The organism is Heyndrickxia shackletonii (assembly GCF_001420715.1).
Classification (GTDB): Bacteria; Bacillota; Bacilli; order Bacillales; family Bacillaceae_C; genus Margalitia; species Margalitia shackletonii.
Map to the genome: position 1 here is coordinate 2,945,466 of NZ_LJJC01000004.1, position 22,235 is coordinate 2,967,700.

Consider the following 22,235-nt stretch of genomic DNA (forward strand, 5'->3'; position numbering starts at 1 on the left):
TCTCCACGTTCGCACATGTCATGATGATACTTGCATACTAACAATAGATTCTCACTGTTATACCATAGGTTCCTATCCTCATCTTCCTTCATTGGAATAACATGATGAACCTGAGTATTATTAAATGTATATCGTTGCAACGTATGATAAAGATTCCTAACACACAATTGACATAGATGTTGGTCACGTTCTCTTACATAATCCCTAACCTTAAACCATCGTTGTGTAGTTCTAGCTTTATGTATCTCACCCATCAGTCCTTCGGTACTCTTTATTCTCTTTGGTTTCTTTGGACAATCATAACCAAATTGATGTATACCACCACAATAACTACAACTCTTTAACATTGAATATCTTTAGCGCCATCGACAGAATAAAATGGTTTCCACTCGTCTACAGGCTTTTCCTCAACAAGTTCCCTACTAAATGAAATGGAAATACCACTCAATTTATTTTGTTGTTCCTCTAATTCCTTTAAAGCAGCAGTCGCTTTCTTTGCAGCTCTGGTTATAGCCTTCAATCCCTTTAAAGCCTCTGTACAATCTACATCAACCTTTACTTCTAATGATCCATTGTTTGACTCACGCTTTTCAGCCATGTCACAACACTCCTTATTATTTTTCTTGTAATAATTCATTACTAACTTTTATATGGACTATAAAGAACAATACCATCGCACTTCTCACATCTTTTGGCATCTGTATATTTTTCCTGTCTCTTGGTGTAATGTTGTTTATGACCACAATCTATGCAGGTTAAAGTCAATGTGTATTTCTCCATTTACCTGTGCTCCTTAAACAACTTCTCTATCCTATACATGTCACGGTAATATATAGCTATCAATCCTATTAACACGACACACAACCCAAACCAGACACTTACCATCATTGCCATATCTATAAATGTCAACACAAATATGTACACTTTCGCTTGTATAAGAATGTACAAAATTACTCATTTTCTTTCGCTAAATGATCTTTTAAGCGATACGATTCTCCCACGATTGTAACGACAGTCGCGTGATGTAAAATTCGATCTAGAATCGCGTTTGCTAACTTCGGCTCTTGAAAGATTTCATCCCATGATTTAAAGTTCACATTCGTTGTCAATATGGTACTTCGTTTTTCATAACGCATGTCTATGAGCTGGAAAAAGAGCTTCGCATCTTCGGCATCAATAGGTAAATAACCTATTTCATCAATTATAAGCAGCTTGTATTTTGTATAATGCTTTAAACGGGCTTCTAATCGATTTTCTAGGCGTGCTCTCTTTAGATTTTGAATGAGGTCATGACACTTTATAAAATAAGTACTAGTTCGTTTCTTTGCTGCCGTAATTCCGATGGAAGTGGCCAAATGGGTTTTCCCGACGCCACTTGGACCTAGAAAAACGATATTCTCATTCTTTTCAATAAAGCGAAGCGTTAAAAAGTCTAAAATCTGTTGCTGATTGACGGACGTTTGAAAACTAAAATCAAAATCCTTTATTTCTTTTAAGTGCGGAAACGCACCCACTTTGACCATCGATTGAATCATATTTTGCTCGCGTACATCGATCTCATAATTCGTTAATTTGATAAGTGTATCAATGAACGACATTTGATTATTCACGCTGAAATCGATGACTTCGTTTAAATGCAATGTCATTTGCTTTAACTTTAAATACTCTAAATTTTGTAGGAGTCGTTGGTAATTCGTTGTCATTGGATTCATTTTTTATACACCTCTCCAATCGCCGCTAAATTTCGTTTGGCCAAATCATTTATATCTGGAAAATAAGGCATAGATACACCAAGTGCTTCTTGATAATGAGCCTCCTGATAATTTAGCTTCTTGTTACTTATAGGGTGTTGGGCGATCAACTCTGTGTTATAATAAATCCATAATTGATCATCATACACTTGTAAGCCTACTTTCTTTCCTTGGTACTTTGCGGGTACCGAGTATTGATTCGATTTGTAGGAAATCATGTTTGAGGCATTGACTTTGACAAGCGTATGTTTGATGCGATAAGAATCTCTTACTTTCTCAGTTGGTAGCTGGTGTAAGAGGTTCTTTTCTTTTTTAAATTCAAAAATAGGAATCTTCCCCGTACCTTGATGCATTTCATGATTTATCCGATTACTTAAATCTTGCACAAACTGATGTAACTCTTCGAGGGTTAGCTGTCCCTGATAAGCATGGATTTCATCCAGTAGCTTCATTGTTGTTTCTACTTTTCCTTTTGTTCTTGGTCGACCAGCTATACATGGTCTCACTTTAAAGCCAAAGTCTTTCGCAAATTGAGCGAACTTAGGATTTACTTTTCCAGCGAAATACTCTGTTCGTGCTTCATCCATTACGGTTTTCATGTTATCCGTCACAATTTCATCAGGTACTCCCCCAAATGTTTCAAATGCATCCGTTAGAAATGATAGAAGCACACGTTGAGATTTTGAGACACTTAAATGAAAAGCACGGAATCGCGAATAAGAGAGAAGAAAAACTGCCACATTCACCTCTACTTGTTCCCCATCCTTTGTTTCAAATAGGATACTTTCTTTCCAATCCAACTGGGCTTGTTTTCCTGGTGGTGTTTCATATCGAACCACTCCTTTAGGTGAGGCAATCCGTTTATCTTCCTCAAAATAAGCTTTAAATTCTGGTGTACGTGCAATATAAGCACGAAATGCAGAGTCTGAACATTGTAATCCATGATTATCTTTTAAATACTGCCAAAGTACCCGTCGGTAATAGAAAACTTGTTTAGAATCCTCGGAGAGGAGAGCTGCAATGATCTCATAATACTCATCTATTTTGGATGGCTTTTCTCTCTTCCGTTTCGGCACAAATCCCTTTAGGTATTTGTCAATTGTCCTACGATCTACACCTAACTCTTCTGCTAATTTACTCTTATTGATTTTCATTTTTAAATGCTCCATTAGTTGTTTGAATTTTGGTAAGTCTGAAAGACTAGTAATCTCAAAATTGGTTTCAACATTTAGCGCCATATACATACTAATCACCCCAAGATTAGTATGAAATGAGCAATCCATTTTGTACATCTTTATTCAAGCACGATTGTACATATTTAAATTAGCATTTCTACCATATCAATAATTAATATAAATCCAAAGACTAGAACTATCGTTAATACCGCGTTCCATAAAGCACGAAATAATCTATTTAAAACTTTTTTCATTTTCAACTCTCCCAATGCTAAATTATTCAATATTTATAACCTTACTAATATCCTCAGAAATGACACTTTGAATTGCATCGACAAACTCGTGTCCAGCAAGACAATACCAGATTTCATTTTCATCCTTTTTTAAATGCTCATTCCAAATACGAACGATGTCATCATACTTATTTGCTTTTTCTTTTGTATTCATAATTCAGTTACCTCATTAATTAAATTTAGGCATAAAAAAAAAGACCCAATAAATGAGTCTGATTTAAACAATTTATAGTACTTCCCATACATTCCTATTAGAATTGTAGATTTCTAATTGTCTCATTGCCTCTTTCTTACCTGACAAAATATCCTGCACAAATACATCAATTTCTTCATTTTGTGTTTCATTTAAAAATGTTTCTCTACCTAGTGAATCAATATCTCCAGAAATAATATCTCCAATATTCGGTAATTCCATTTCTAATACTTCAGCAATACTAAATGTGCCATTTTCTGTTAATAATGCAATCCAACCTTTTTGATGATTAATCATAAATACTTTTGATTTCATTATTTACCATCAACCCCTTTTAAAAAGGAGTTCGACAAAATAGTAAAATATCCCTTCTTAATTTACATTATCTATCAAATTTGCAATATTGAAAGTGTCTTTTTCTATATACGAATAGGGAAAGGAAAGCAAAATAAAAAATCCCCACATTTCAATGTGAGGATCAATCTCCAGTATATGCGTGTGCACAACGTTATTGAGTATAAAGGAGTATTGTTAATAAGTCAAAGAGTTACAAAAAGTATTTAGCCCAAGTAAATAACCCCAACAATAAAGATACTCCAATCGTAGGTCTAATAAACATCTTAGGTAAATTGGTCAACTTAATTACCAAAGAAAATAATGTAGCAAATATAATTAAAATTATAATTAATATAAAAAGTTTTAATGCAAGACCATTAACTTCTCCAAACAAAGGTGTCCAATCAATATTCATGCAGTTGCTCCTTAAGAAATTATTATAAGAAACAGTATTCTACAATTATTGATAAAATTCCTCCTACATAACGAAAAAGACCCTCCACAAGTTAATGTGAAAGGTCTCAAAACAAATAAAAGCAGGGAAATACCCTGCCCCATTTCAAATATACACAAAACTTCTTTAGGAAGCCAATTGTCAACTGAATGACTAAATAAAAATTTGAAATGGTACTAATATATTATGTAAATGACGTGAATATTATTATTAAAATTATTTAGGGGAGAAATAATCTCCCCTAACAAAACTCTTTTGAGCCATTTGCCTTAAAGGCTAAATAAAAATCTTATATTTTCACTATAATTAAACATAATTAACTTGTCAATACTATTTTAACCCTAATTGTCTTTTTAATTTAAAATTTATATCTTTAAATAAGTCATTTTTAATTTTCCCAACTCTTGTATCTAATCTTGCTTTATCAATTGTAAGAATTTCTGTTATATTAATTCTAGAAGGATCTTTGTCTAAATTACCATAATGGAAATACTGGTCTTTGTTTAGGATCATTCATTACCGCCATGAGATATAAAACCAAATCTTTATCCAACTCTTTATCTTTAATGTAATCCAATACCTTATGTAAAATTAAATTAGTTTCCTCATAACTAAAATAAGTTTGTTCTAATTGATTTACTTTTTTCTCTAAATCTAAATACTCGTCGTAAGAAATAATAATTTGTTTTTCCATAAATATTCATCTCCCAAAATTAAAATAAGGTTGTCACCAAAAACTGACGACAACCATTGATTTTGTATTAATTAACTTCCCTTACATTATGTACAACACCATTTACATCCACATCGTAACGAAGTCCTTTTGGTTTTGCTTTATATGTGACTCCCAATAGACAATTCTGGATTGTTCTTTCCGTCACACAAAAACGCATAGCCATAATTTCATGAAAATCCGTTTTACGTCCTTCCCAAGTCTTAAATTCTTCTCTAACTATTTCTGCGTTCTCAAATGTAAGTGAATTTTTTTCTACATCGTAGCTTCTATTTTGCTTGTTTTGCGAGGACGTGCCGAGTTTTAAGTTGGAAATAGAGTTGTTTTTCACATTTCCGTCTTTATGATCGATTTCAAGCTTTTCTTTTCTCCATGATTTAGGTTCAACATTTTTATCAACCGCCATTACAGCTTCATGCTCATAAATTGGAAGATATTCGCCTGAATCATGTAAAAGTTTTGTTAGCAAATATCCCTTATCGCCTGTTCCTTTTGGGTTATCGGAAAGAAGCCACTTCCTCGATTTTAAATTATATATCTTACCCAAATTAGGATGTACAACGTACTGACTATAACCTTTAAGAGGTACTACCTCATCTCTAACTGTTTCGAACTCTGGTAAACTCATTTATGTATTCCTCCCAAAAAAAATAATAAATTTATTTAATTTAAGTCTTTACATTTGCATCAACAACCTATATAATGTGATTATGGATAACTATGTGTATTTGATTAAAATGTATTAAATAGAAAAAGGACTCGGCAAGAATGCAGAATCCTCCTAAATTATGTATGTATTCGATTTAACTAATTATGTACAACCTATGTATTCCTAATTTCGCTAGAATGCGTTTCTCAAGCATTCTGTAATTTCTATTTGCTACAAGCAGCAGTCCTAAAACGCATATTCTCCACATTAACTCTTACCATTTCTCGAATGCGGATATATTCTTGTGCCAATCCTGCTTGATTTGACGAATTAAAGGAATCAATCTTAGCATTCAGATAATCCACTAAGTAATCCCTAATTTCCTCCATTGACTCAATGTGATCCTTATACTTTTTATTACCATGTCTTGCGCTGTGTTTACGTTTAAATGGAATACGTGTCTTTTTCTCCCGATGAAACTCTAAGAATCCTTCAATCAATCCATATAGTTTAGTAATATTATAGTCATCAAGATTAGCAAGAAAGGTGTCCACGTTATATTTAACTTGTTCATAAGTGGCATTTTCAGATACGACAACACCTTTTAGTCTCAATTCTTTAAGGATTAATTTAATCTCTTTCTTTAAAGGTTTCGCTACAGGTTTTCTACTTTGCATTAAGACCTCATATAAACCATCTTCTGTTAAAAATGTCGCACTCGTCTTATTATGACGAGCAATAATATACTCATCTTCATCAATATTTTTAATCATCCGACTCGCATTCGAAGCATCCATTTCCAACCACTGAGCTATATCTTTCGCCAAGAAAAACGGTTCGTCGATAGTTCCGTATATATCTAATTCCTTTCCTAAAACCTCTTTCTTTTCTAAAAACTTCACAACTTCTGCCATATTACATTCACTTCCTTTTCCGTTATTTTTTAGGGGTAATGGCAAATACCCTTTTAACAGGAGGCTAAAGCCCCTAATCCCTAGCCGCCTGTGTGAATGTAATTGGCTAGAGTAGGATTAACCCACTCTTAAAAGAGTATTTTGTTTTAAATCTCAAATAGCTACTCAGTTCAATCTAAATACTGTGGGAGATCAGTACATCAAACCGAATAGCTATTTCAAATTTAAAGTTTTTATAAATAATACTTGCATTATGTTAAAACCACTTGTATAATGACTTTAAACTAGAGTTCCATTTATACACGTTTTTTAAAAATAAAAAAAGAGATGACAGGAAATTAAACTCCCGTCATCCTAAGTGTTGCTGAGTTTTGGATTTTAAATTAAAAAAGGAGATTGTTATATTTGGTGGAGAGGAAAAAGTCACCTACTTCGCCTAAATACATTCGGTGCTGTGACAAATTGCTAGCATTCACATTCCAGTTTCCCCTCTTCCATTAGGAGATAGCTACATAACTATAAAAAATCGCTAGAACCCCTATGAATAAAGGATTCTAGCAACATAGTAAAATATCAACCGTGACTTTTTTTGAAACAATTTAGGAATGTTTCTGTATGTGCCTGATATAAACAGTTCATCAAGTGCAACTTAATTGAACTATATTTTTTATCATCAATATCCTTCAGTATACTGTACATCGTATCAGGCTTTATTTTTAGCTTCCCAATTTTCTTTAAATAAAAATGCAATGTATCTGATATTTTTTTATTCTTCTCTTTTTTCTTCAGCTTTTTTGAATGGATGGACTTTAATTCATTCGTTAATTCCGTAACCAATTCCTCAACCTTTTTTCTTTGTTTACGATTCGCATTATCGATACTCACCTTATCCAAAAACTTTCTAAATTTCCACGTATCAACACTATCTGCATCATCTAAATTAGATAAGATATCATACAAGTAATCCATTGGTGTATCGTAATGAGTAAATGTGACACTTTCCTTCTTATCGATGTATTGAAAGAAGTTAGGTTTATTACCTTCAAAATCCTTATTTACTATATCACTAACATACTTTTGTATTTTCCTTAACTCACTGCCGATTTTGATTTTATATTGCCGTTTGGCACTATCTATAGAACACATACTTAATATTGTAAGAATGTCTGTTTGCTTATATATTTCTTTCACTAATTCATCATTTTTATTTTTACCATTGTTTAAGTAGTGAAAATATAAACTGCTACAAAGTTGACTCAAATTAATAATGCTACCGATTTCTGTTGTTGATTTTGCTAAAGTGTGATCTAGTTCAGCCATTGATTTTGTTGTTAAAGTATAAGGAGTCTTATCTGCATCCAATTCATTGACACAGACATTGTATTTTCCGTAAACTTTTTTAGCTAAATTTAAAAGGTGTTCATCCCGAAAAACTACAGCAGTATCAGAGTCCATATCGCACCCTGAGAGACGATTCATTACATTTTCTCTAATGGTATTAATCACAATTACATTAGGCGATAAATTAAAATACTCTTTAATATCCTCGTTATAAGTACATTTGCCAATCCAGATGTTTGAAACTGAGGTATGGGGATTACGGCAAATTGTAAACTCCTCCCCAAATCCTTCTTTTCCAAATAGAGTGGTGTAGACCTCATTTTCTTTCAAGCCAATTGGTACATTAATTTCATTTCCAATTGCACCAACTGCCTTATATAAGTATTCCAGTGGACAGCTGAATAAAGTTGCGTAGTCACCCACTATTTTCAGACGACCTCTTTTTACATCCTTTACATAATCAGCGATTGTATCAGCTCTAAACTTTTTGAATGCACTATTATGTATGATCTCTTTATTCATACTGTACAGATCAATAAACATTTTATCTGAAGAAAAGTAATCTATTTTATTTCTTTCATCTTCATCATCTTCCTCTATGTCATCATTTTTATTTAAATTTAACTGTACATGTTTAATAAATTTTTCCGGCTTATTCTTTAAGTCCATTATGTAATTAATTTCAAACTGTGACAATTCTTCAATTTCTGGTGCAGAAGCTAAAAGAGAATTTACCATCTGATAACTCATCCTCTGAAGAGGCATACCATCAATCGTATCTCTACGATTAGTCTTATCATGCTTACAGACTCCCCATACATTACCTTCACTTTCCACTACAGTTTTCCAATGTTCCCATATTCTCTTTTGCCATAAGTGACCATGATCTTTTTCATTTTCGCCTTCCTTCTTAAATAAATGACTCATTTTAAGAAATTTAATGCACGTTGGATTTAAAATCATCTTTATAGATTTCACAGGTACTTCTTCACCGAACATTGAAGGTACTTTCCAAGTATCATAATCTTCACCGTGTTCTTCTGCATAATCTTTAAAAAATGTTTGCAAATTGGTCGAAAACGCTGCAGCTTTTGTCCAATGAGAACGAAGTAATAACATAGATTGACCTTCCTCAAAGAATTCACTATCGAGCAATGCCTCGCCATCAAAAATACTATTCTTAACCTCATATTTATCATCTGGAACACTGTCTACTTTACCATCTACAGTTTTAATCACATTAACTGTTTCAGTTTCTATCCATCGTGAGATTACTTCATCTACAACAAGTATTGAATTAGGATCAATCACTTTGACTGCTTCTATGCTTGAAGTGACCAAACTTTGATAAGCACTTAACGATGCTAAATCAATAGATTCCCCTTCTTCAAACGAAAGATACATCCTTGAGTATTTAATCATTTTCTTATATAAATCTACCTTAATAAATAAACATTGCCCTTTTCTCGACTTGCTACTAGAGCGTTTATACATCTTGTAGACATCTACTTCTTCCTTACCTGTTTTCTTATCTATACGTGTTATTTTGAAGCCATTCTTATATAATTCATGACGTAAATCTTCCTTACTAACTTTCGCCCAATTATCAGGTATGGAGTTTAAAAGTTTTCGTCTGCTACGTTTATACAGATAAGTATTGATTCGGTGGAGCCTTTGCTTATTAGACCAATTACATTTATTCTCCTCGTATTCCTTTCTGATTTCCTTCAATTGTTCATCCGCATCATCTAATTGCTTCTGATACAATTTCCTTAATGCTTCAGAGTCCTTTACAATATTATCAAATTTAACATTAATCACATCACGAGATAGCAACTTATTAGGATTTCGATTTGATGTAAATGTAGAAAATTCCTCTTGTTCATTTAACTTTATCAATTCTAATGAATAAGGCAAAAACCCAATGTAATCAGTAAATAACTTTTTATCCCTATTCATGTGTTCCCATAAATCACACGCCTCAATAGATGGGATATAGCAACCTTTAGTAATATCGTTTTGATTTGCCATTCAACATTCTCCTTTTCAAATAATTGTTTAATATAAAATTTACCGATTATGTACAACTAACAATTCAACATAACAACTAAACAAAAAAATCTGATTCAAGCACTCACGATAGTGAGGGATTACAATGTGACAGTGAAACGGTTTGGCACATTGGCATAAGCTACTATCGTATCTTATGGAAAATATACTTATGAATTTTGTTGAAAATATACTTATGAATCTACTATTAATATTTACTAATAAAGTATTCTTAAATTTATTGTTATAAGTATTGTTATATATCTTGTAGCGAAAACGACCTCGCTCAAACCATTGATATGATAACGTTTATATGTGGACACCTATTCAATACCTGTCTTCATTTGATTAGGAGGTGTCCGTTTTTGTGTATTAACCGTCCTTATTTATTTAATGTGTGTCCTTATTTGTTTAATGACCGTCCGTATATAAATAGAAGGTGTCTGTTTGTAATTGAATAGGTGTCCGATTATGTATTAAAGGGTGTCCGTATATTATGTAAAGGGTGTCCTGATATGTTATGCAAGTGTCCGTATTTGTTTAATTATTGTCCATCTATTAAAGGGTGTCCGTTTTTGTGTTACAGGTGTACGTCAATCTAATTCGTCAAGAAAGCTTAAATCATCATCTTCAACAACTTGAAAATTCTCTTTTGGTTCTATTTCATCCTCTTCAATATCTTGAGAAGGATTATCTTCTTGTACAGAGTAGTAATTAGGATCATCTTCACCCATTAATCGCTTCATTGTAGATAGGTGGTAAATTGGCTTATAGAATGAACTAGGTTGCTGCCTTTCTAATATTTTTCTCTTATAATTTTCTGGTCTATCAACATGAATCAACGGGAAGGTTTCATCCTCTTTACAAAATTTATCCTTAACTTTGACATGTGTTAAGCGTTCAACTAGTTCATCCGTTTTACTTACATTTTTAACATTTGTTTTTTCGGATATTGCACCAATGCTATGCCAAATTGGTATACTAGGATTAAACGAACGAATGAAATATAAGTATGTGATAAATTCTTTTTCATTGAGTATTCCATTTGTATATAAATCCAAATCGTAAATTGTTACCCTGAAAAAGTTTGTTGGAACCTCTGTTTCCTTTTTGTCCTTATCCTTTTCAATCTTATAATCACAATCAAAATTCAAATGCCATTTGTAAAATATCCTTTTGGTATTACCCTCATAACCTTCTACTTTTTCTTCATTAATAAGTCGTACCTGTGTACCATCTAGGTGCATCACACGTTTTTTGTCCTTGTGGTGATAAATATTATTAACAGTTCCTTGGAGAACCTGAAGCTTTTTAAGCCGTTGCTTCATTCGTTTATCGTTATTATCTTTTTTCGATTTAAAAAGATAGTCAGCTAATTCTTTTGAATAGCCAACGAAATTTTGTTGTTGAAGGAACTTAATTAATATAATGATAAGAAAATCACGTTCATCAAACGTAGCTGTCTTGGGTTCAGGGATATTATTTTCGCTATAATCTACTGTTTTACCATCGTGATAAAGCCAATATTCTTCCACCTTGCCAGTATCCTTATTCTTTTCCTTCATTAAAACAGGTTTATATGTGACCTTGCCTTTACTGTAAAAATCATCAAATAGACGGTTATTTAACATTATGTATTTCATGTCCGTTGTTTCAATCATTTCACGTATTTCTTTGGGTTTCCGTTTTATTCTTTTCTTAGCCATTTCATCTACTCCTTTTGTATAAGTGTTTAGTTATGTAATTAATCCTCTTGTTTAACGTGTTGCTTGATAATTTCATTTACTTCATCTGTACGGAAGTAAATCCATGTTCGTGTAAGGCTATTGGTTAATCCGGTAAATACAAATCGAATACCTTTAGCTTTAAGTTTTCGTTGTAGGGCAAAATCGTAACAGAAAAATAGATCAGTTTTAGATAGTTCCATATCATTCTCCTTTGTTAATTTTATTTAAAGATCGCTTAGGTGTCTCAGCCCATTCAATAAATTTATCTAATTCCTCTTCTGTTTCAAATGTAATTTCCATTGGTCTAATTTTGTGCCTCTCATTCATCTATCCTCACCACCTTTCAAATTTGACTACCCATGGGGAACGAGAAAATGCTATCCATTTGTCAAAGAACAATTTAATCCATGTGGCTTAATTTGCAACTGTTGTAAATTAATATTTTAATAGGATCTAGATACCCCATCCCTCCTTCAGCTTAGTTAAAAACTTCATCATCTCTCCGTTGTCATTAGTAATGTCTGGATGGAATTTTAAAGCAGCAACTTTGTAAATTTTCTTTAGCATCTTCTTTTCGTCATCTGTGTAGGTACTGGATGATGATGAAAAGTAACTACTGTAATCGTAATTTGAATTATTATTGTAGTTACTTTGGTAAAAGTTTTCGTAACTACGTTTTTCTTGTTCTTTACGTGCTTCACGTATCCTATGTAATTCATCTAAGTATTCTTGGTTTCGAAGTTCTCCAAAAACATCATAGACGTAATCGTATGTATTCTCACCGTAGATTTCCTCAAAAGCAGCTTTGACTTTCCTATACTTATCAAGGATTTCTTTGTGCTTTTTGTCTGTCTTATATTCTTCAGTTGATTTGAACTCTTTATTAATCTTTTCTTCTAGTGGTGTATATTTTTTACCGATAATTTTATGGAATTCGTCTTCGGTAATTTCCATTTCATCAAGCCATTTTTCCAGCTTTGAACTGTGATAGAAATCACCGTACCAATAATCTAAGAAATCATAATATCCCATTGTACAAATGTGCCATTGTTTCTTTTTCACTTGTCCATTTTCACGGTAACTATGATGGATACTAATCTTGTAAGCTGTTTTTATCGGACGTTCAAAACGTTCGTCATTATACTCGTAGGTATATTTTGTCTTTTGTGGTTGCCCAACTATACCAAAACTGTAACTACCTACAGTTAACTCTTTAGACTTTCCTTCCGAATTTGCCTTTTTATTTTGGATCTCTTGAATAACACAAAACATTTCATTCCTCCCTTTGTAGTTGATATGCTTAGTTTTGAAGTACCTACACTAGTAAAAAAAATATAGTAATCTACATTTTCCCCACCTCCTTAATGATCCAATTTCATAAAAATAAATAATTGGCACGTTTTTCGTTGACAAGCATAAATATAGGTTGTATACTGTGTTTAACGGTTAACCTGTATCTAATACCCTATTATGTTCAGGTTAAGTTAATTAGATTGATGATGTTACTGAATTAGGAAATTCAAAGAAATAGTTTTAGATAAATATTTACTATACGTTGAAGAATAATGTTCAACGTTTGTTTGACGTTATCTGACCAAATGATAGGTTCTATTTACTATTTTATTAATTTATTTTTATTTTGACAACCTATTTTTCAAAATATTTTATTTTTCCGATGGTACTATTTACCCATCTACCGAATAATGATATAATATATATATATATATTAATAAGATCCTTATTTATTTAAGCACACAAGCTTCCTACGGCAATTGTCTTAAATAAATAAGGATTTTTTTGTCATTCAGCGACTATTGAAAACAATCCAATAAAGATAAGAAGAAAGACAACACTGAATATCAATACGCCCATCAGACTAATACTCCATCTAATTCTACTTCTTTCCATTCCACAAAAGTGTGATCTACTTCTAAATCATAGGACTCACCGTTAACATACCTAAGTGGATACTTCTTTATATAACAATCCACGTTAATATCGTTTATCAGTTTATCTGCCAAAGATAATGCCATTTCTTCATTACTGGCATCAATATTAATGGTCATTACAGCATCAATCCGGTAGATATCATCTCTTACATGCCTACTAGTCATTTCCCACTGCTTGCAAATAATGTTATTGACTGATAGAGTGATATTTTCCTCGACATATGGATCATAAATTCTTTCACTTGACCTAACCATAAAACCAAAATTCCCATACACTGTGTAATTCATTTACATTTCCTCCCTTTGATATTCCATTTTATTTAGAATAATTCTTATTAAGAAAACTTATTAGGTGGACGTTTCCCTTTAAAGGAAAACGTCAATTGTCTGGGAGTTTAATCTAAGTATGTATCATTAGGAATTGCATTAAACGCTGGAGATCCTCCTATTGGAACTGAGCCAATACCTCCTCCGGCTGTCTTCTTCTCATTAACATTTGTTATTGAGAATCCAACTAATGCAATAACTAACATTGCACCGATAATAAGCTTCTTAATCATCTATTTATCACCTCGCCTTCTGTTCCCCCTTTCAATTTGAAGTTTATATTTTATTATCACTTGTGCAAAAACAAAGAAATTACCTCTTCATTCTCTCCAAGTGCAATAAGTGAATTAACAACTATATCTGAAATGAAATAATCTCCTCTTTTGATAAACAACTTAAGAGATTTATATAACCAAGTTACATCCTTAGTACCTTCCCCAATAAAGAAGTATCTGTATGGATCAGGTTCAGAATTTGATTCAATTTCAAGTAACTTATTAATGCCTTTTTCATTGTCACCGTTTTTTATTAAGTAATAACAGTGGTTTTCAACATCTATAACATTAGTAACTGGTATATCCCAGTAAATTTTGATGAATTCAATGGTAGAATCAACAATTTCAGCTATATCAATTCTTCCGTTTGCAATGTAAATATCCTTTGCTTGTTCAAAATACGAAATTGCTTTAGCAGGATCTTCAAAAAAGTATGAATACCCAAGTGAAAACAAAGAAGAGCAATGGTACATGAAACCAGCATTATTTGAATTGAGAACATAAGAAGCATATTTTCTAGAAGATGGGATATCACGATGAACATTCAACTTAACGATATGCATTAACTCTGAAAATCTAGTAAGGAATGAATTTCTCATAAATGGACAGTCAATTTCATTAATTTGTTTCTCAAGATTCAAAATAGACAACTGAAAATTAAAGAATGAGTATTCCTTCATGAAATACAATGCATAGAGTGATTGAATTTCTGATAGAATTTTTGATTCTTTATACTTACATCTAATATTATTAGAAAAAGTAAAAAGCTCTTGTGCAGAAATTTCCGACTTCTGAAGACACAATTGATGGCTATAAACTGTATATATCTCACCACTAAGTTCCTCATTTTTAGATTCAGCAGCCTTATTTAAGAGAATTCCCATTATTTCAAGCAACCTATTCATGGAACAGTATTCAATAGCAAGCTTAAAGTTTTTAGGTTTAGTAATCTCATTCACCATGAACTCAGACATTACTCTAATCTCATCATTAGGTAACAAATAACGAACCACTTTTAAAACATATGTGAATTCAAGCTCTCTTTGGTTTTTAAGTAGTCTAGTCAAAGTACTTTGTCCCAACTCAAGTATGTCTGTTAAAGCATGTACAGTTAAATTTTTCTCTAGCATTGCATTTTGCAACTCTGCCCTAAATATCTTTATCACCCTCATCGATATTAACTCTATTAGTTAATAATAACTATGTAAGTTAACAATAACTATGTAAGTTAATAATAACTATGTAAGTTAACAATAACTATGTAAGTTAATAATAACTCTATTGGATAATAACGTCAATAGTTAAATTTATGATATACTAAAAAAAATAATATTTTTTACAGGGTGGTTCACTTTGATATTAATTGAACTAAAAAAAGTAATGGATAATTACAATAATGGTGAAGGAATGACCATGTACCAGTTAGCAAAAATTACAGGTATTAGACCAAATACAATTTCACAGTGGTATAATGATCAAGAACTTCCAATAGAAAAAAGAGCTAAAACAATAAACCTTGAATATCTGGATAGAGTTTGTATTGCTTTAGATTGTGATTCGTCAGACATTATCGTACATAAGAAATAGTCCACTCCACTGTAGATATAAGGTGGAGTTTTTTATTTATAGGGTCATTAATGATGACGCTTTTAATCGACACATCCATGTGTCAATTGAATAACAAAGTGTAACTTTAATCGTTTCACAATGAAACGAATACTTTAACTCACTTGCTTTATGCAAGTATGTTAATTTGCAACACACCGTCACTGAGTGACTTAATGTCACGCACTTACATCATGTCAGTATGTCGATTTTTGCTTTTTAGTAAATTTGAAACTTCGTCCAAATTTTGGACAAGGTTACTTACATTCTGTCAGTAAGTTGTAATGACTTCTCATCTTAGAACTCCATGTTTTAGGATGTCGCAAATTACGCCCCCTCTTTTTCAAATAACCACCTAACGAAACGTTCAACCCTTTAGAACCCCATTACATCATCAAATAACCCTCTAATCATTGATCCTTTGAGTTTTCGCTTTAGAATAGCCGTATAATAAGCGTAAATGTTCTTGATACTCTTAGATTTAACTTTGACTGTAAATTGCTTAAATGAGTCAATAATGAGCGAATTAAATACAGTCTCTTCAATGTCGTGCTTCTTACTATGGATCAGGCTAATTCGTGCGAATTCTGCTATAACTTTTGGATCACCGTAAAAGTATGATGCTAATTTGACCAATTCAGGGAATCGCTTTTTAGTCCAGTCTGGTAAAAAGGATGGTTGACTAGATGGGACTGATTGCACCATCGTTTCTTCTGTACGTTTATTTATATTTTGTTTTAGAGAAGACTTTGTATTTGTTTTAGTGTGACATTTCACAGTACTGGCTTGTGTGACAGGCTGTATCACAATAGCATTTGAGGTCTGCTGCATATCCTTAGATCGTTTCATTTCGTATTGTTTGATAATGCCTAACTTCTCAAGTAGCTGACACGCACGTATTACAGTTCTACGGCTTATATTTAATGTTTCTGCTATGTTTGCCTTGGCTCTGAACGAAACACCAAAATAGACACAAGAATAGCGTTGTAACTGATCTAATACTTGGACAGTGGATTTAGAAAGCTTGTCCTTAAATTGTTCTTTATAATAACGAACTGCTTCGTTTAATTCTTGGATATCATTGAAAGTGGACAGGTTTTTGTAAGTTTCTTCAGAAGCAATAATTGTAATTGCTTTTTTCATAAAAAATCCCCCTACATTTTTTTGTAGAAGGCGCACTTTAATAAGCCTAACCTGTTGCATTTTTTTGCAATTGTGGTAGACTATTATTAACCAAATATGTGTGAGCCTTCAGTGGTTCATCGAGAGGTGAAAAGCGCTGCAACGCTTCTAGCCTCTTTTTATTTTGTTTTGATAATCTTCAAAATTTCCTCTGCTAGTTCAATAGCTTCATTATCGTAACCAAGCTTCAAATTTACTACATCTTCACAAAGCTTTCTGATTTCTTCTATGATGTCTCTCATGGTGTGGTTATATTTCCTCCTATAAATTCATTAAGGGGCTAGACGGCATGGCTTTCTTTATTAATTCAAAGTCCTCTAATGACTGCAAATACCTTTGAGTAGTCGAAATTTCCGAATGACCAAGTAACTTTGAAAGTGAGTAGATATCTAAGCCATTTAATAAGCAAGAAACACTGAAGAAGTGGCGATATCGGTGTGGAGATACCTTTTTATCTTCTATACCTGCTCTTCTCCCTGCTTCTTTTATCACATTATCTAATCCTACGTGTGATATTTCTGATCCCTTATATGATAAAAAGTAATGATCAGTTGTGTCCTTATTTAAAAAATAACTGTTTTTTATTCTTTCGTACTTTATTAATATTCTTTTTAATGCTGGACTAATAAAAATCATGCGCTCTTTATTTCCCTTACCATTTACAAGAATAGTAGTTTCTTTAACGTTAATAGAAAGCAATCCTCTAATCTCCATTGCTCTCAATCCACAATCAGCTAACATTGCAATTATAGCTTTGTTACGGGCTTCAAAGTAATTTTTATAACTAAAGGAATTAATCATTTCATTTACTTCAGATTTCGTAAATCCTTTTAGTATTACCTTTGGTACTTTGGGCAGATCTACTTTACTAGCTATGTTTACCTTTATGTACTCTTCCCTTTCGCACCATGAGAAGAATGCCTTTATCATCTTAAACATCGAAACAATTGATTGAGGTTTTAATCCACTTTTTTGTTTGTATCTTACGTAGGCTTTCAAATCATGTACAGTAATGTTTTCCAATTCAACAATCCCACGTTTATTAATAAGATAATGCTTTATTTGTTTTAATTCTTGACGTTTATTCTTCATTGTTTTATGCGTGAATCCTTTAGCTAAGCAATAATAGTCGTATTCCTTCAAAACGTCTTCTAATAACAAAAAGACCACTCCCTTCATTGGTTTAGTTTCCAACGAATAGAATGGTCTCATGTTTAAAAAGAGAAGGTTTCACCAATATCTATAAAAATAACTGGAGAAAAATTCACTCTTTTTATAGATGATGTAGAGAAAAGTTAATCAAAATTGAATTGCAATTAGTTGTAAAAACCTTATGTATCAAGGGTTATGCTTGTACGCATTATTTCATTTGTTTGTTCATCGCATTCATCATTTGATTGATTTTCTTCTGGGATGGTTTCATACCCATTTGTGTCATCATCATTTTAAGCATTTGTTCATTAATTGGTGGATTTTTCTTTAAGTAGTTCATCATATATTTTCGTGCTATGAAAAATCCAATGGCAATTCCTACAAGTAGTGCCACGACGATTAATAAATATCCCCACCAGGCCATTGCTTTATTTCCTCCTTCATGTTGTCACATTTCAGTGTACTAAATCCTCAACCATTATACAATATTTCATTTATGTTTCAAACGAATTTACGCTCTTTTATCGGTTTTATCCATCCAAAACGCTCATTTTCAATATCAATTGCGAGTAAACGTCCATCAAATTTTCTTAATGCTTCTAAAAAAATTGATTCGGAATCATAGTTTCCCCATGCTTGTATTAAAAGTTTTTGCTCTTCCAATTGAAACTCCACTCCGTTTTCATGAGTATTCCCTTTCATATGATATTTTCTTCCGTCCCAAATTAACTCATTCTTCTTTGCCAGAGATTGATTCATTAAATGATGAATACTTAATATAGGAAGAGGTTTTGTGATATATTTTATTTGTTTTCTAATAATTTCTTTTAGATTCCCACTTACATATAGGTATTGGAAAAATAAATCATAGAACATTCTTTCTCTTCCATAATAGTATTCTGCTACTTCCTTTTCAATTGAATAGATTTGATAGGATCTCATGAAAAATCTCACTCCCGAGTTTTTCTTTCCTATCATTATATAGAAAGAGTATTGCATTTATTGTCATAAGTTGTTTAAAAATTTTGTTTCTTTTGTCGAAAAAAGACAGAAATCAGAATACCCGTTATATTTTCACATTATCATTAAAACTCTTTTATTTTATAAACTATTCAAAGTCAATGTTGAATGATCGAGTTTATTGATAAAAAGGGACACCATCATACTCTGTTTTCATTAACAGCTCTGAAACCGTGACCATTTCGTATCCAGCTTTCTTTAATTGGGGTAAAATAATTTCTAAAGCTTTGACTGTTCGACTACGGTCGCCACCTCCATCATGCATTAATATGATATCTCCAGGCATTGTGTCTGATAATATATTTTCTGCAATTTTTGATGCCCTTAGTTCTTTCCAGTCTCTAGAGTCCTGATTCCATGTCCAAATAATTACTCGATACCCCGCTTCCCTTGAAGCTTGGATAATTTGTTTATTATAATATCCTCCTATAGGGCGAAAGAATGCTGGGCTTAATCCAGTTGTTTCTTTAATAATTTTTTCTGTCTTTTCCATCTCATGTAACAAATGCTTCTTGGGACAAATTGGCTGAAAAATGATGGCTATATGTATGATTAGCAATTTCATGTCCTTGCTTTGCTTCATCCTGCACTATTTCTGGGTATTCCCCTACATGTTCCCCTATAACAAAAAAAGTAGCTTTTGCATTATACTTTTTTAAGAGCTTTAGTATTTGAGTGGTATATAATGGATCTGGACCATCATCAAAAGTTAATGCAACAATTTTTTTAGTTGTCCTTGCATTCCAAATAGCATCGCCAGTTTTTTCAAACTCAAACCTCTTAGTCGATTTGGAAAGAACTGTACCGTTATCAAAAAGTGTAATAGTGATAAAAAGTATTACAATTATCCATATTTTTTTCATAAAGTAATCCTCTCATATACAAAGAGTCATTTACTTTAGATTCCCTTATTTCATCACTTAATATGTCTTTTAAAAAATGGAAAAAAAATTTTATATTGAAATCATTCCTTAAGCAAAAAAACACGCATAAATTGCGTGTTTTTTGCTGGATCAAATTCTTATTTTTGAAGTAATGCCTTTATACGACCTACAACATTTTCAACGGTAAATCCGTATTCTTCCATAATTTTTCCGCCTGGCGCAGAAGCACCAAAACCTTCAATTGCAAGGATTTCTCCTTCATCTCCTACATAGCGATCCCATCCGAATGGGGCAGCCATTTCAATAGCAAATCTTTTCTTCACAGATTTCGGAAGAATAGATTCTTTGTATTCTTTACTTTGTTGTTCAAAACGATCCCAAGAAGGCATACTGATGACAGAAGCATCGATATTTTCTTTTTGAAGTACGGCTTGTGCTTCAACTGCAAGATGCACTTCAGAACCTGATGCAAGAATCATCACATCTGGAGTTGTCTTTTGAGACGGAGAAACGATATATGCTCCCTTTTCTACGCCAGTTTGTGCATTTTCTTCTGTTAATTTTAGTGTTGGTAAACCTTGTCTTGTTAAAACTAATGCTGTAGGTTTATCCTTTGATGTTAATGCTGCTCTCCAAGCTGCAGCCGTTTCATTACCATCCGCAGGACGGATAACAGAAATATTCGGCATCGCCCTTAAAGCTGCTAATTGTTCGATCGGTTCATGTGTCGGACCATCTTCACCAACTGCAATACTGTCATGTGTAAATACATAAGTAACAGGCAATTTCATTAATGCTGCAAGACGAATCGCAGGTCGTAAATAATCAGAGAAAACAAAGAACGTTCCGCCATAAACTTTTAATCCGCCATGAAGAGCCATCCCATTCATAGCTGCTCCCATCGCAAACTCACGAACTCCAAACCAGATATTTCGACCATCATAAGATTCCGGTGTGAAATCTTTTTCACCTTTTATCATTGTATTATTGGAACCGGCAAGGTCAGCAGATCCTCCAATAAGGGTAGGAACATTTTTGGCAATGGCATTTAAAACCTCACCACTTGATGCACGGCTTGCAAGGCTTTTGCCCTCTTCATAAACAGGAATATCCTTATCCCAATCTTGAGGAAGTTCCCCATTTAAAGACTGCTCTAGTTGCGAAGCTAGCTCCGGATATTTATTTTTGTATTGCTCAAATAATTGATTCCATTCCTCTTCTTTTTTTGCTCCAGCCTCTACAATTTTTTCATTAAATCTGTCGTAAACCTCAGATGGAACATGGAAATCTTCTTCGAATGTCCATTTATAAAATTCTTTTGTCAATTTTAATTCATCAGCACCAAGTGGAGCACCATGAACTGCGGATTTTCCAGATTTATTTGGAGAACCATATCCGATAACAGTTTTAACCTCAATCATTGTAGGACGAGTAACATCAGATTTCGCCTCTTCAAGTGCCTTAGCAATTTCCTCGAAATTATTACCATCCTCTACACGAATATATTGCCATCCGTAGGATTTAAAACGGCCTTCAACACTTTCTGAAAATGACTTATCTAAATCACCATCTAAAGAAATATCATTAGAATCATACAATACTACTAATCGACCTAATTTCAAATGTGCAGCTAAAGACGCAGCTTCACTTGAAATTCCCTCCATTAAATCGCCATCACCACAAAGTGCATATGTATAATGATTAATTAATTCAAAATTATCCTTATTATAAACACCTGCAATATGACGTTCTGCCATTGCCATCCCTACTGCCATTGCAATACCTTGACCCAATGGACCTGTAGTTGCTTCTACTCCATCAGTATGTCCATATTCCGGATGACCTGGTGTTTTGCTTCCCCATTGACGGAAATTCTTCAATTCATCCATGCCCAAGCCATATCCGGAGAGATGAAGTAAACTATATAAAAGCATAGAACCATGGCCAGCGGATAAAACAAAGCGATCACGATTAAACCATTTTGGATTCTTTGGGTTATGATTCATAAAACGAGTCCATAAAGTATACGCCATTGGAGCTGCCCCCATAGGTAAACCAGGGTGACCCGAATTTGCCTTTTCAATTGCATCGATGGATAGTGTTCTAATAGTCGTAACGGCTAATTGATCTGTATTATCAAACAAATTTCATGCATCCTTTCCTAAATAAAATATATTATCACTGTATTATTATCTTATGTTTAGTACATTAACTCAATAAATTATC

The 22,235-nt window shown here is 32.8% G+C and carries 26 protein-coding genes; 1 reads left to right on the forward strand and 25 read right to left on the reverse strand.

Annotated elements, in window-relative coordinates; genetic code table 11:
- Positions 1–340: 340 nt before the first annotated feature.
- The 17 genes from AN964_RS26720 to AN964_RS14185 all read right to left on the reverse strand — a co-directional run bounded on the left by AN964_RS26720 (position 341) and on the right by AN964_RS14185 (position 15,338).
- Positions 341–598: a hypothetical protein gene (locus tag AN964_RS26720; protein WP_055740293.1), complete on the reverse strand. Its 258-nt coding sequence runs from the start codon at positions 596–598 to the stop codon at positions 341–343.
- A 352-nt stretch (positions 599–950) separates the two neighbouring features.
- A complete protein-coding gene (gene istB, locus AN964_RS14120; protein WP_055741248.1) occupies positions 951–1,703 on the reverse strand; it encodes an IS21-like element helper ATPase IstB in 753 nt (250 codons plus the stop codon).
- 5 nt (positions 1,704–1,708) lie between these two features.
- Positions 1,709–2,995 (reverse strand): IS21 family transposase, encoded by a 1,287-nt coding sequence (gene istA / locus AN964_RS14125; protein WP_055738371.1) that lies wholly within the window; start codon positions 2,993–2,995, stop codon positions 1,709–1,711.
- A gap of 207 nt (positions 2,996–3,202) precedes the next feature.
- Positions 3,203–3,373: a hypothetical protein gene (locus tag AN964_RS26430; RefSeq protein WP_161809255.1), complete on the reverse strand. Its 171-nt coding sequence runs from the start codon at positions 3,371–3,373 to the stop codon at positions 3,203–3,205.
- Between the two features lie 72 nt (positions 3,374–3,445).
- Positions 3,446–3,727 (reverse strand): hypothetical protein, encoded by a 282-nt coding sequence (locus tag AN964_RS14130; protein ID WP_055740294.1) that lies wholly within the window; start codon positions 3,725–3,727, stop codon positions 3,446–3,448.
- A 232-nt stretch (positions 3,728–3,959) separates the two neighbouring features.
- On the reverse strand, positions 3,960–4,163 hold the full coding sequence (locus AN964_RS14135) for a hypothetical protein (protein ID WP_055740295.1): 204 nt from the start codon (positions 4,161–4,163) through the stop codon (positions 3,960–3,962).
- 369 nt (positions 4,164–4,532) lie between these two features.
- Positions 4,533–4,715, reverse strand: a complete 183-nt coding sequence (locus AN964_RS27510; protein WP_055740296.1) for a type II toxin-antitoxin system PemK/MazF family toxin — start codon at positions 4,713–4,715, stop codon at positions 4,533–4,535.
- Entirely contained in the window at positions 4,678–4,896 is a 219-nt protein-coding gene (locus tag AN964_RS14145) for a hypothetical protein (RefSeq protein ID WP_055740297.1), read from the reverse strand. Before AN964_RS14145 ends, AN964_RS27510 begins: the two co-directional genes overlap by 38 nt.
- A gap of 67 nt (positions 4,897–4,963) precedes the next feature.
- Positions 4,964–5,563 (reverse strand): HNH endonuclease, encoded by a 600-nt coding sequence (locus AN964_RS14150; RefSeq protein WP_055740298.1) that lies wholly within the window; start codon positions 5,561–5,563, stop codon positions 4,964–4,966.
- Between the two features lie 245 nt (positions 5,564–5,808).
- The gene (locus tag AN964_RS14155; RefSeq protein ID WP_055740299.1) at positions 5,809–6,498 is read right to left on the reverse strand and encodes a BRO-N domain-containing protein; all 690 of its coding nucleotides are present in this window, start codon (positions 6,496–6,498) and stop codon (positions 5,809–5,811) included.
- A 573-nt stretch (positions 6,499–7,071) separates the two neighbouring features.
- Positions 7,072–9,870, reverse strand: a complete 2,799-nt coding sequence (locus tag AN964_RS14160; RefSeq protein WP_055740300.1) for a hypothetical protein — start codon at positions 9,868–9,870, stop codon at positions 7,072–7,074.
- A 611-nt stretch (positions 9,871–10,481) separates the two neighbouring features.
- Positions 10,482–11,594, reverse strand: coding sequence for a hypothetical protein (locus AN964_RS14165; RefSeq protein WP_055740301.1), 1,113 nt, complete (start codon positions 11,592–11,594; stop codon positions 10,482–10,484).
- Between the two features lie 222 nt (positions 11,595–11,816).
- Positions 11,817–11,942, reverse strand: a complete 126-nt coding sequence (locus AN964_RS27310; protein WP_268888426.1) for a hypothetical protein — start codon at positions 11,940–11,942, stop codon at positions 11,817–11,819.
- A 126-nt stretch (positions 11,943–12,068) separates the two neighbouring features.
- Complete coding sequence (locus AN964_RS14175) at positions 12,069–12,887, reverse strand: hypothetical protein (protein WP_055740303.1); 819 nt, start codon at positions 12,885–12,887, stop codon at positions 12,069–12,071.
- A 599-nt stretch (positions 12,888–13,486) separates the two neighbouring features.
- Positions 13,487–13,852 carry a hypothetical protein gene (locus AN964_RS14180; RefSeq protein WP_055740304.1) on the reverse strand — a complete coding sequence of 122 codons (366 nt, stop codon included), beginning with the start codon at positions 13,850–13,852 and terminating at the stop codon, positions 13,487–13,489.
- Positions 13,853–13,959: 107 nt separating this feature from the next.
- Entirely contained in the window at positions 13,960–14,124 is a 165-nt protein-coding gene (locus tag AN964_RS26435; protein ID WP_161809256.1) for a hypothetical protein, read from the reverse strand.
- A gap of 56 nt (positions 14,125–14,180) precedes the next feature.
- Positions 14,181–15,338: an AimR family lysis-lysogeny pheromone receptor gene (locus AN964_RS14185; RefSeq protein WP_055740305.1), complete on the reverse strand. Its 1,158-nt coding sequence runs from the start codon at positions 15,336–15,338 to the stop codon at positions 14,181–14,183.
- Positions 15,339–15,519: 181 nt separating this feature from the next.
- Between AN964_RS14185 and AN964_RS14190 the strand changes: the two genes are divergently transcribed.
- Entirely contained in the window at positions 15,520–15,753 is a 234-nt protein-coding gene (locus AN964_RS14190; protein WP_235950806.1) for a helix-turn-helix domain-containing protein, read from the forward strand.
- A 393-nt stretch (positions 15,754–16,146) separates the two neighbouring features.
- Here the strand turns inward: AN964_RS14190 and AN964_RS14195 are convergent, their stop codons facing one another.
- The 8 genes from AN964_RS14195 to tkt form a co-directional block, all read right to left on the reverse strand.
- Complete coding sequence (locus AN964_RS14195) at positions 16,147–16,914, reverse strand: helix-turn-helix domain-containing protein (protein WP_055740306.1); 768 nt, start codon at positions 16,912–16,914, stop codon at positions 16,147–16,149.
- A gap of 158 nt (positions 16,915–17,072) precedes the next feature.
- A complete protein-coding gene (locus AN964_RS27315) occupies positions 17,073–17,195 on the reverse strand; it encodes a hypothetical protein (protein WP_268888427.1) in 123 nt (40 codons plus the stop codon).
- Between the two features lie 19 nt (positions 17,196–17,214).
- Positions 17,215–18,123: a tyrosine-type recombinase/integrase gene (locus tag AN964_RS14200; RefSeq protein WP_244885890.1), complete on the reverse strand. Its 909-nt coding sequence runs from the start codon at positions 18,121–18,123 to the stop codon at positions 17,215–17,217.
- 190 nt (positions 18,124–18,313) lie between these two features.
- Positions 18,314–18,529, reverse strand: a complete 216-nt coding sequence (locus tag AN964_RS14205) for a YneF family protein (protein WP_055740308.1) — start codon at positions 18,527–18,529, stop codon at positions 18,314–18,316.
- 77 nt (positions 18,530–18,606) lie between these two features.
- Complete coding sequence (sirA, locus tag AN964_RS14210) at positions 18,607–19,047, reverse strand: sporulation inhibitor of replication protein SirA (protein WP_055740309.1); 441 nt, start codon at positions 19,045–19,047, stop codon at positions 18,607–18,609.
- Between the two features lie 196 nt (positions 19,048–19,243).
- Complete coding sequence (locus tag AN964_RS27115; RefSeq protein WP_055740310.1) at positions 19,244–19,618, reverse strand: polysaccharide deacetylase family protein; 375 nt, start codon at positions 19,616–19,618, stop codon at positions 19,244–19,246.
- A gap of 1 nt (position 19,619) precedes the next feature.
- A complete protein-coding gene (locus tag AN964_RS27120) occupies positions 19,620–19,988 on the reverse strand; it encodes a polysaccharide deacetylase family protein (RefSeq protein ID WP_055740311.1) in 369 nt (122 codons plus the stop codon).
- Between the two features lie 158 nt (positions 19,989–20,146).
- Positions 20,147–22,153, reverse strand: a complete 2,007-nt coding sequence (tkt, locus tag AN964_RS14225; RefSeq protein ID WP_055740312.1) for a transketolase — start codon at positions 22,151–22,153, stop codon at positions 20,147–20,149.
- Positions 22,154–22,235 lie beyond the last annotated feature (82 nt).

Excerpts from the sequence above, each read along its gene's own strand:
- AN964_RS14150 (WP_055740298.1), bottom strand. The coding sequence starts at position 5,563 with ATGAGTTTACCAGAGTTCGAAACAGTTAGAGATGAGGTAGTACCTCTT.
- AN964_RS14155 (WP_055740299.1), bottom strand. The coding sequence starts at position 6,498 with ATGGCAGAAGTTGTGAAGTTTTTAGAAAAGAAAGAGGTTTTAGGAAAG.
- AN964_RS27115 (WP_055740310.1), bottom strand. The coding sequence starts at position 19,618 with ATGGAAAAGACAGAAAAAATTATTAAAGAAACAACTGGATTAAGCCCA.
- AN964_RS27510 (WP_055740296.1), bottom strand. The coding sequence starts at position 4,715 with ATGATCCTAAACAAAGACCAGTATTTCCATTATGGTAATTTAGACAAA.
- AN964_RS27315 (WP_268888427.1), bottom strand. The coding sequence starts at position 17,195 with ATGAGAGACATCATAGAAGAAATCAGAAAGCTTTGTGAAGATGTAGTA.
- istA (WP_055738371.1), bottom strand. The coding sequence starts at position 2,995 with ATGTATATGGCGCTAAATGTTGAAACCAATTTTGAGATTACTAGTCTT.
- istB (WP_055741248.1), bottom strand. The coding sequence starts at position 1,703 with ATGACAACGAATTACCAACGACTCCTACAAAATTTAGAGTATTTAAAG.
- sirA (WP_055740309.1), bottom strand. The coding sequence starts at position 19,047 with ATGAGATCCTATCAAATCTATTCAATTGAAAAGGAAGTAGCAGAATAC.
- AN964_RS14130 (WP_055740294.1), bottom strand. The coding sequence starts at position 3,727 with ATGAAATCAAAAGTATTTATGATTAATCATCAAAAAGGTTGGATTGCA.
- AN964_RS14195 (WP_055740306.1), bottom strand. The coding sequence starts at position 16,914 with ATGAAAAAAGCAATTACAATTATTGCTTCTGAAGAAACTTACAAAAAC.
- AN964_RS14205 (WP_055740308.1), bottom strand. The coding sequence starts at position 18,529 with ATGGCCTGGTGGGGATATTTATTAATCGTCGTGGCACTACTTGTAGGA.
- AN964_RS14165 (WP_055740301.1), bottom strand. The coding sequence starts at position 11,594 with ATGGCTAAGAAAAGAATAAAACGGAAACCCAAAGAAATACGTGAAATG.
- AN964_RS26435 (WP_161809256.1), bottom strand. The coding sequence starts at position 14,124 with ATGATTAAGAAGCTTATTATCGGTGCAATGTTAGTTATTGCATTAGTT.
- AN964_RS26720 (WP_055740293.1), bottom strand. The coding sequence starts at position 598 with ATGGCTGAAAAGCGTGAGTCAAACAATGGATCATTAGAAGTAAAGGTT.
- AN964_RS14185 (WP_055740305.1), bottom strand. The coding sequence starts at position 15,338 with ATGAGGGTGATAAAGATATTTAGGGCAGAGTTGCAAAATGCAATGCTA.
- AN964_RS14160 (WP_055740300.1), bottom strand. The coding sequence starts at position 9,870 with ATGGCAAATCAAAACGATATTACTAAAGGTTGCTATATCCCATCTATT.
- AN964_RS14175 (WP_055740303.1), bottom strand. The coding sequence starts at position 12,887 with ATGTTTTGTGTTATTCAAGAGATCCAAAATAAAAAGGCAAATTCGGAA.
- AN964_RS27310 (WP_268888426.1), bottom strand. The coding sequence starts at position 11,942 with ATGAATGAGAGGCACAAAATTAGACCAATGGAAATTACATTTGAAACA.
- AN964_RS14180 (WP_055740304.1), bottom strand. The coding sequence starts at position 13,852 with ATGAATTACACAGTGTATGGGAATTTTGGTTTTATGGTTAGGTCAAGT.
- AN964_RS26430 (WP_161809255.1), bottom strand. The coding sequence starts at position 3,373 with ATGAATACAAAAGAAAAAGCAAATAAGTATGATGACATCGTTCGTATT.
- AN964_RS27120 (WP_055740311.1), bottom strand. The coding sequence starts at position 19,988 with ATGAAAAAAATATGGATAATTGTAATACTTTTTATCACTATTACACTT.
- AN964_RS14145 (WP_055740297.1), bottom strand. The coding sequence starts at position 4,896 with ATGGAAAAACAAATTATTATTTCTTACGACGAGTATTTAGATTTAGAG.
- AN964_RS14135 (WP_055740295.1), bottom strand. The coding sequence starts at position 4,163 with ATGAATATTGATTGGACACCTTTGTTTGGAGAAGTTAATGGTCTTGCA.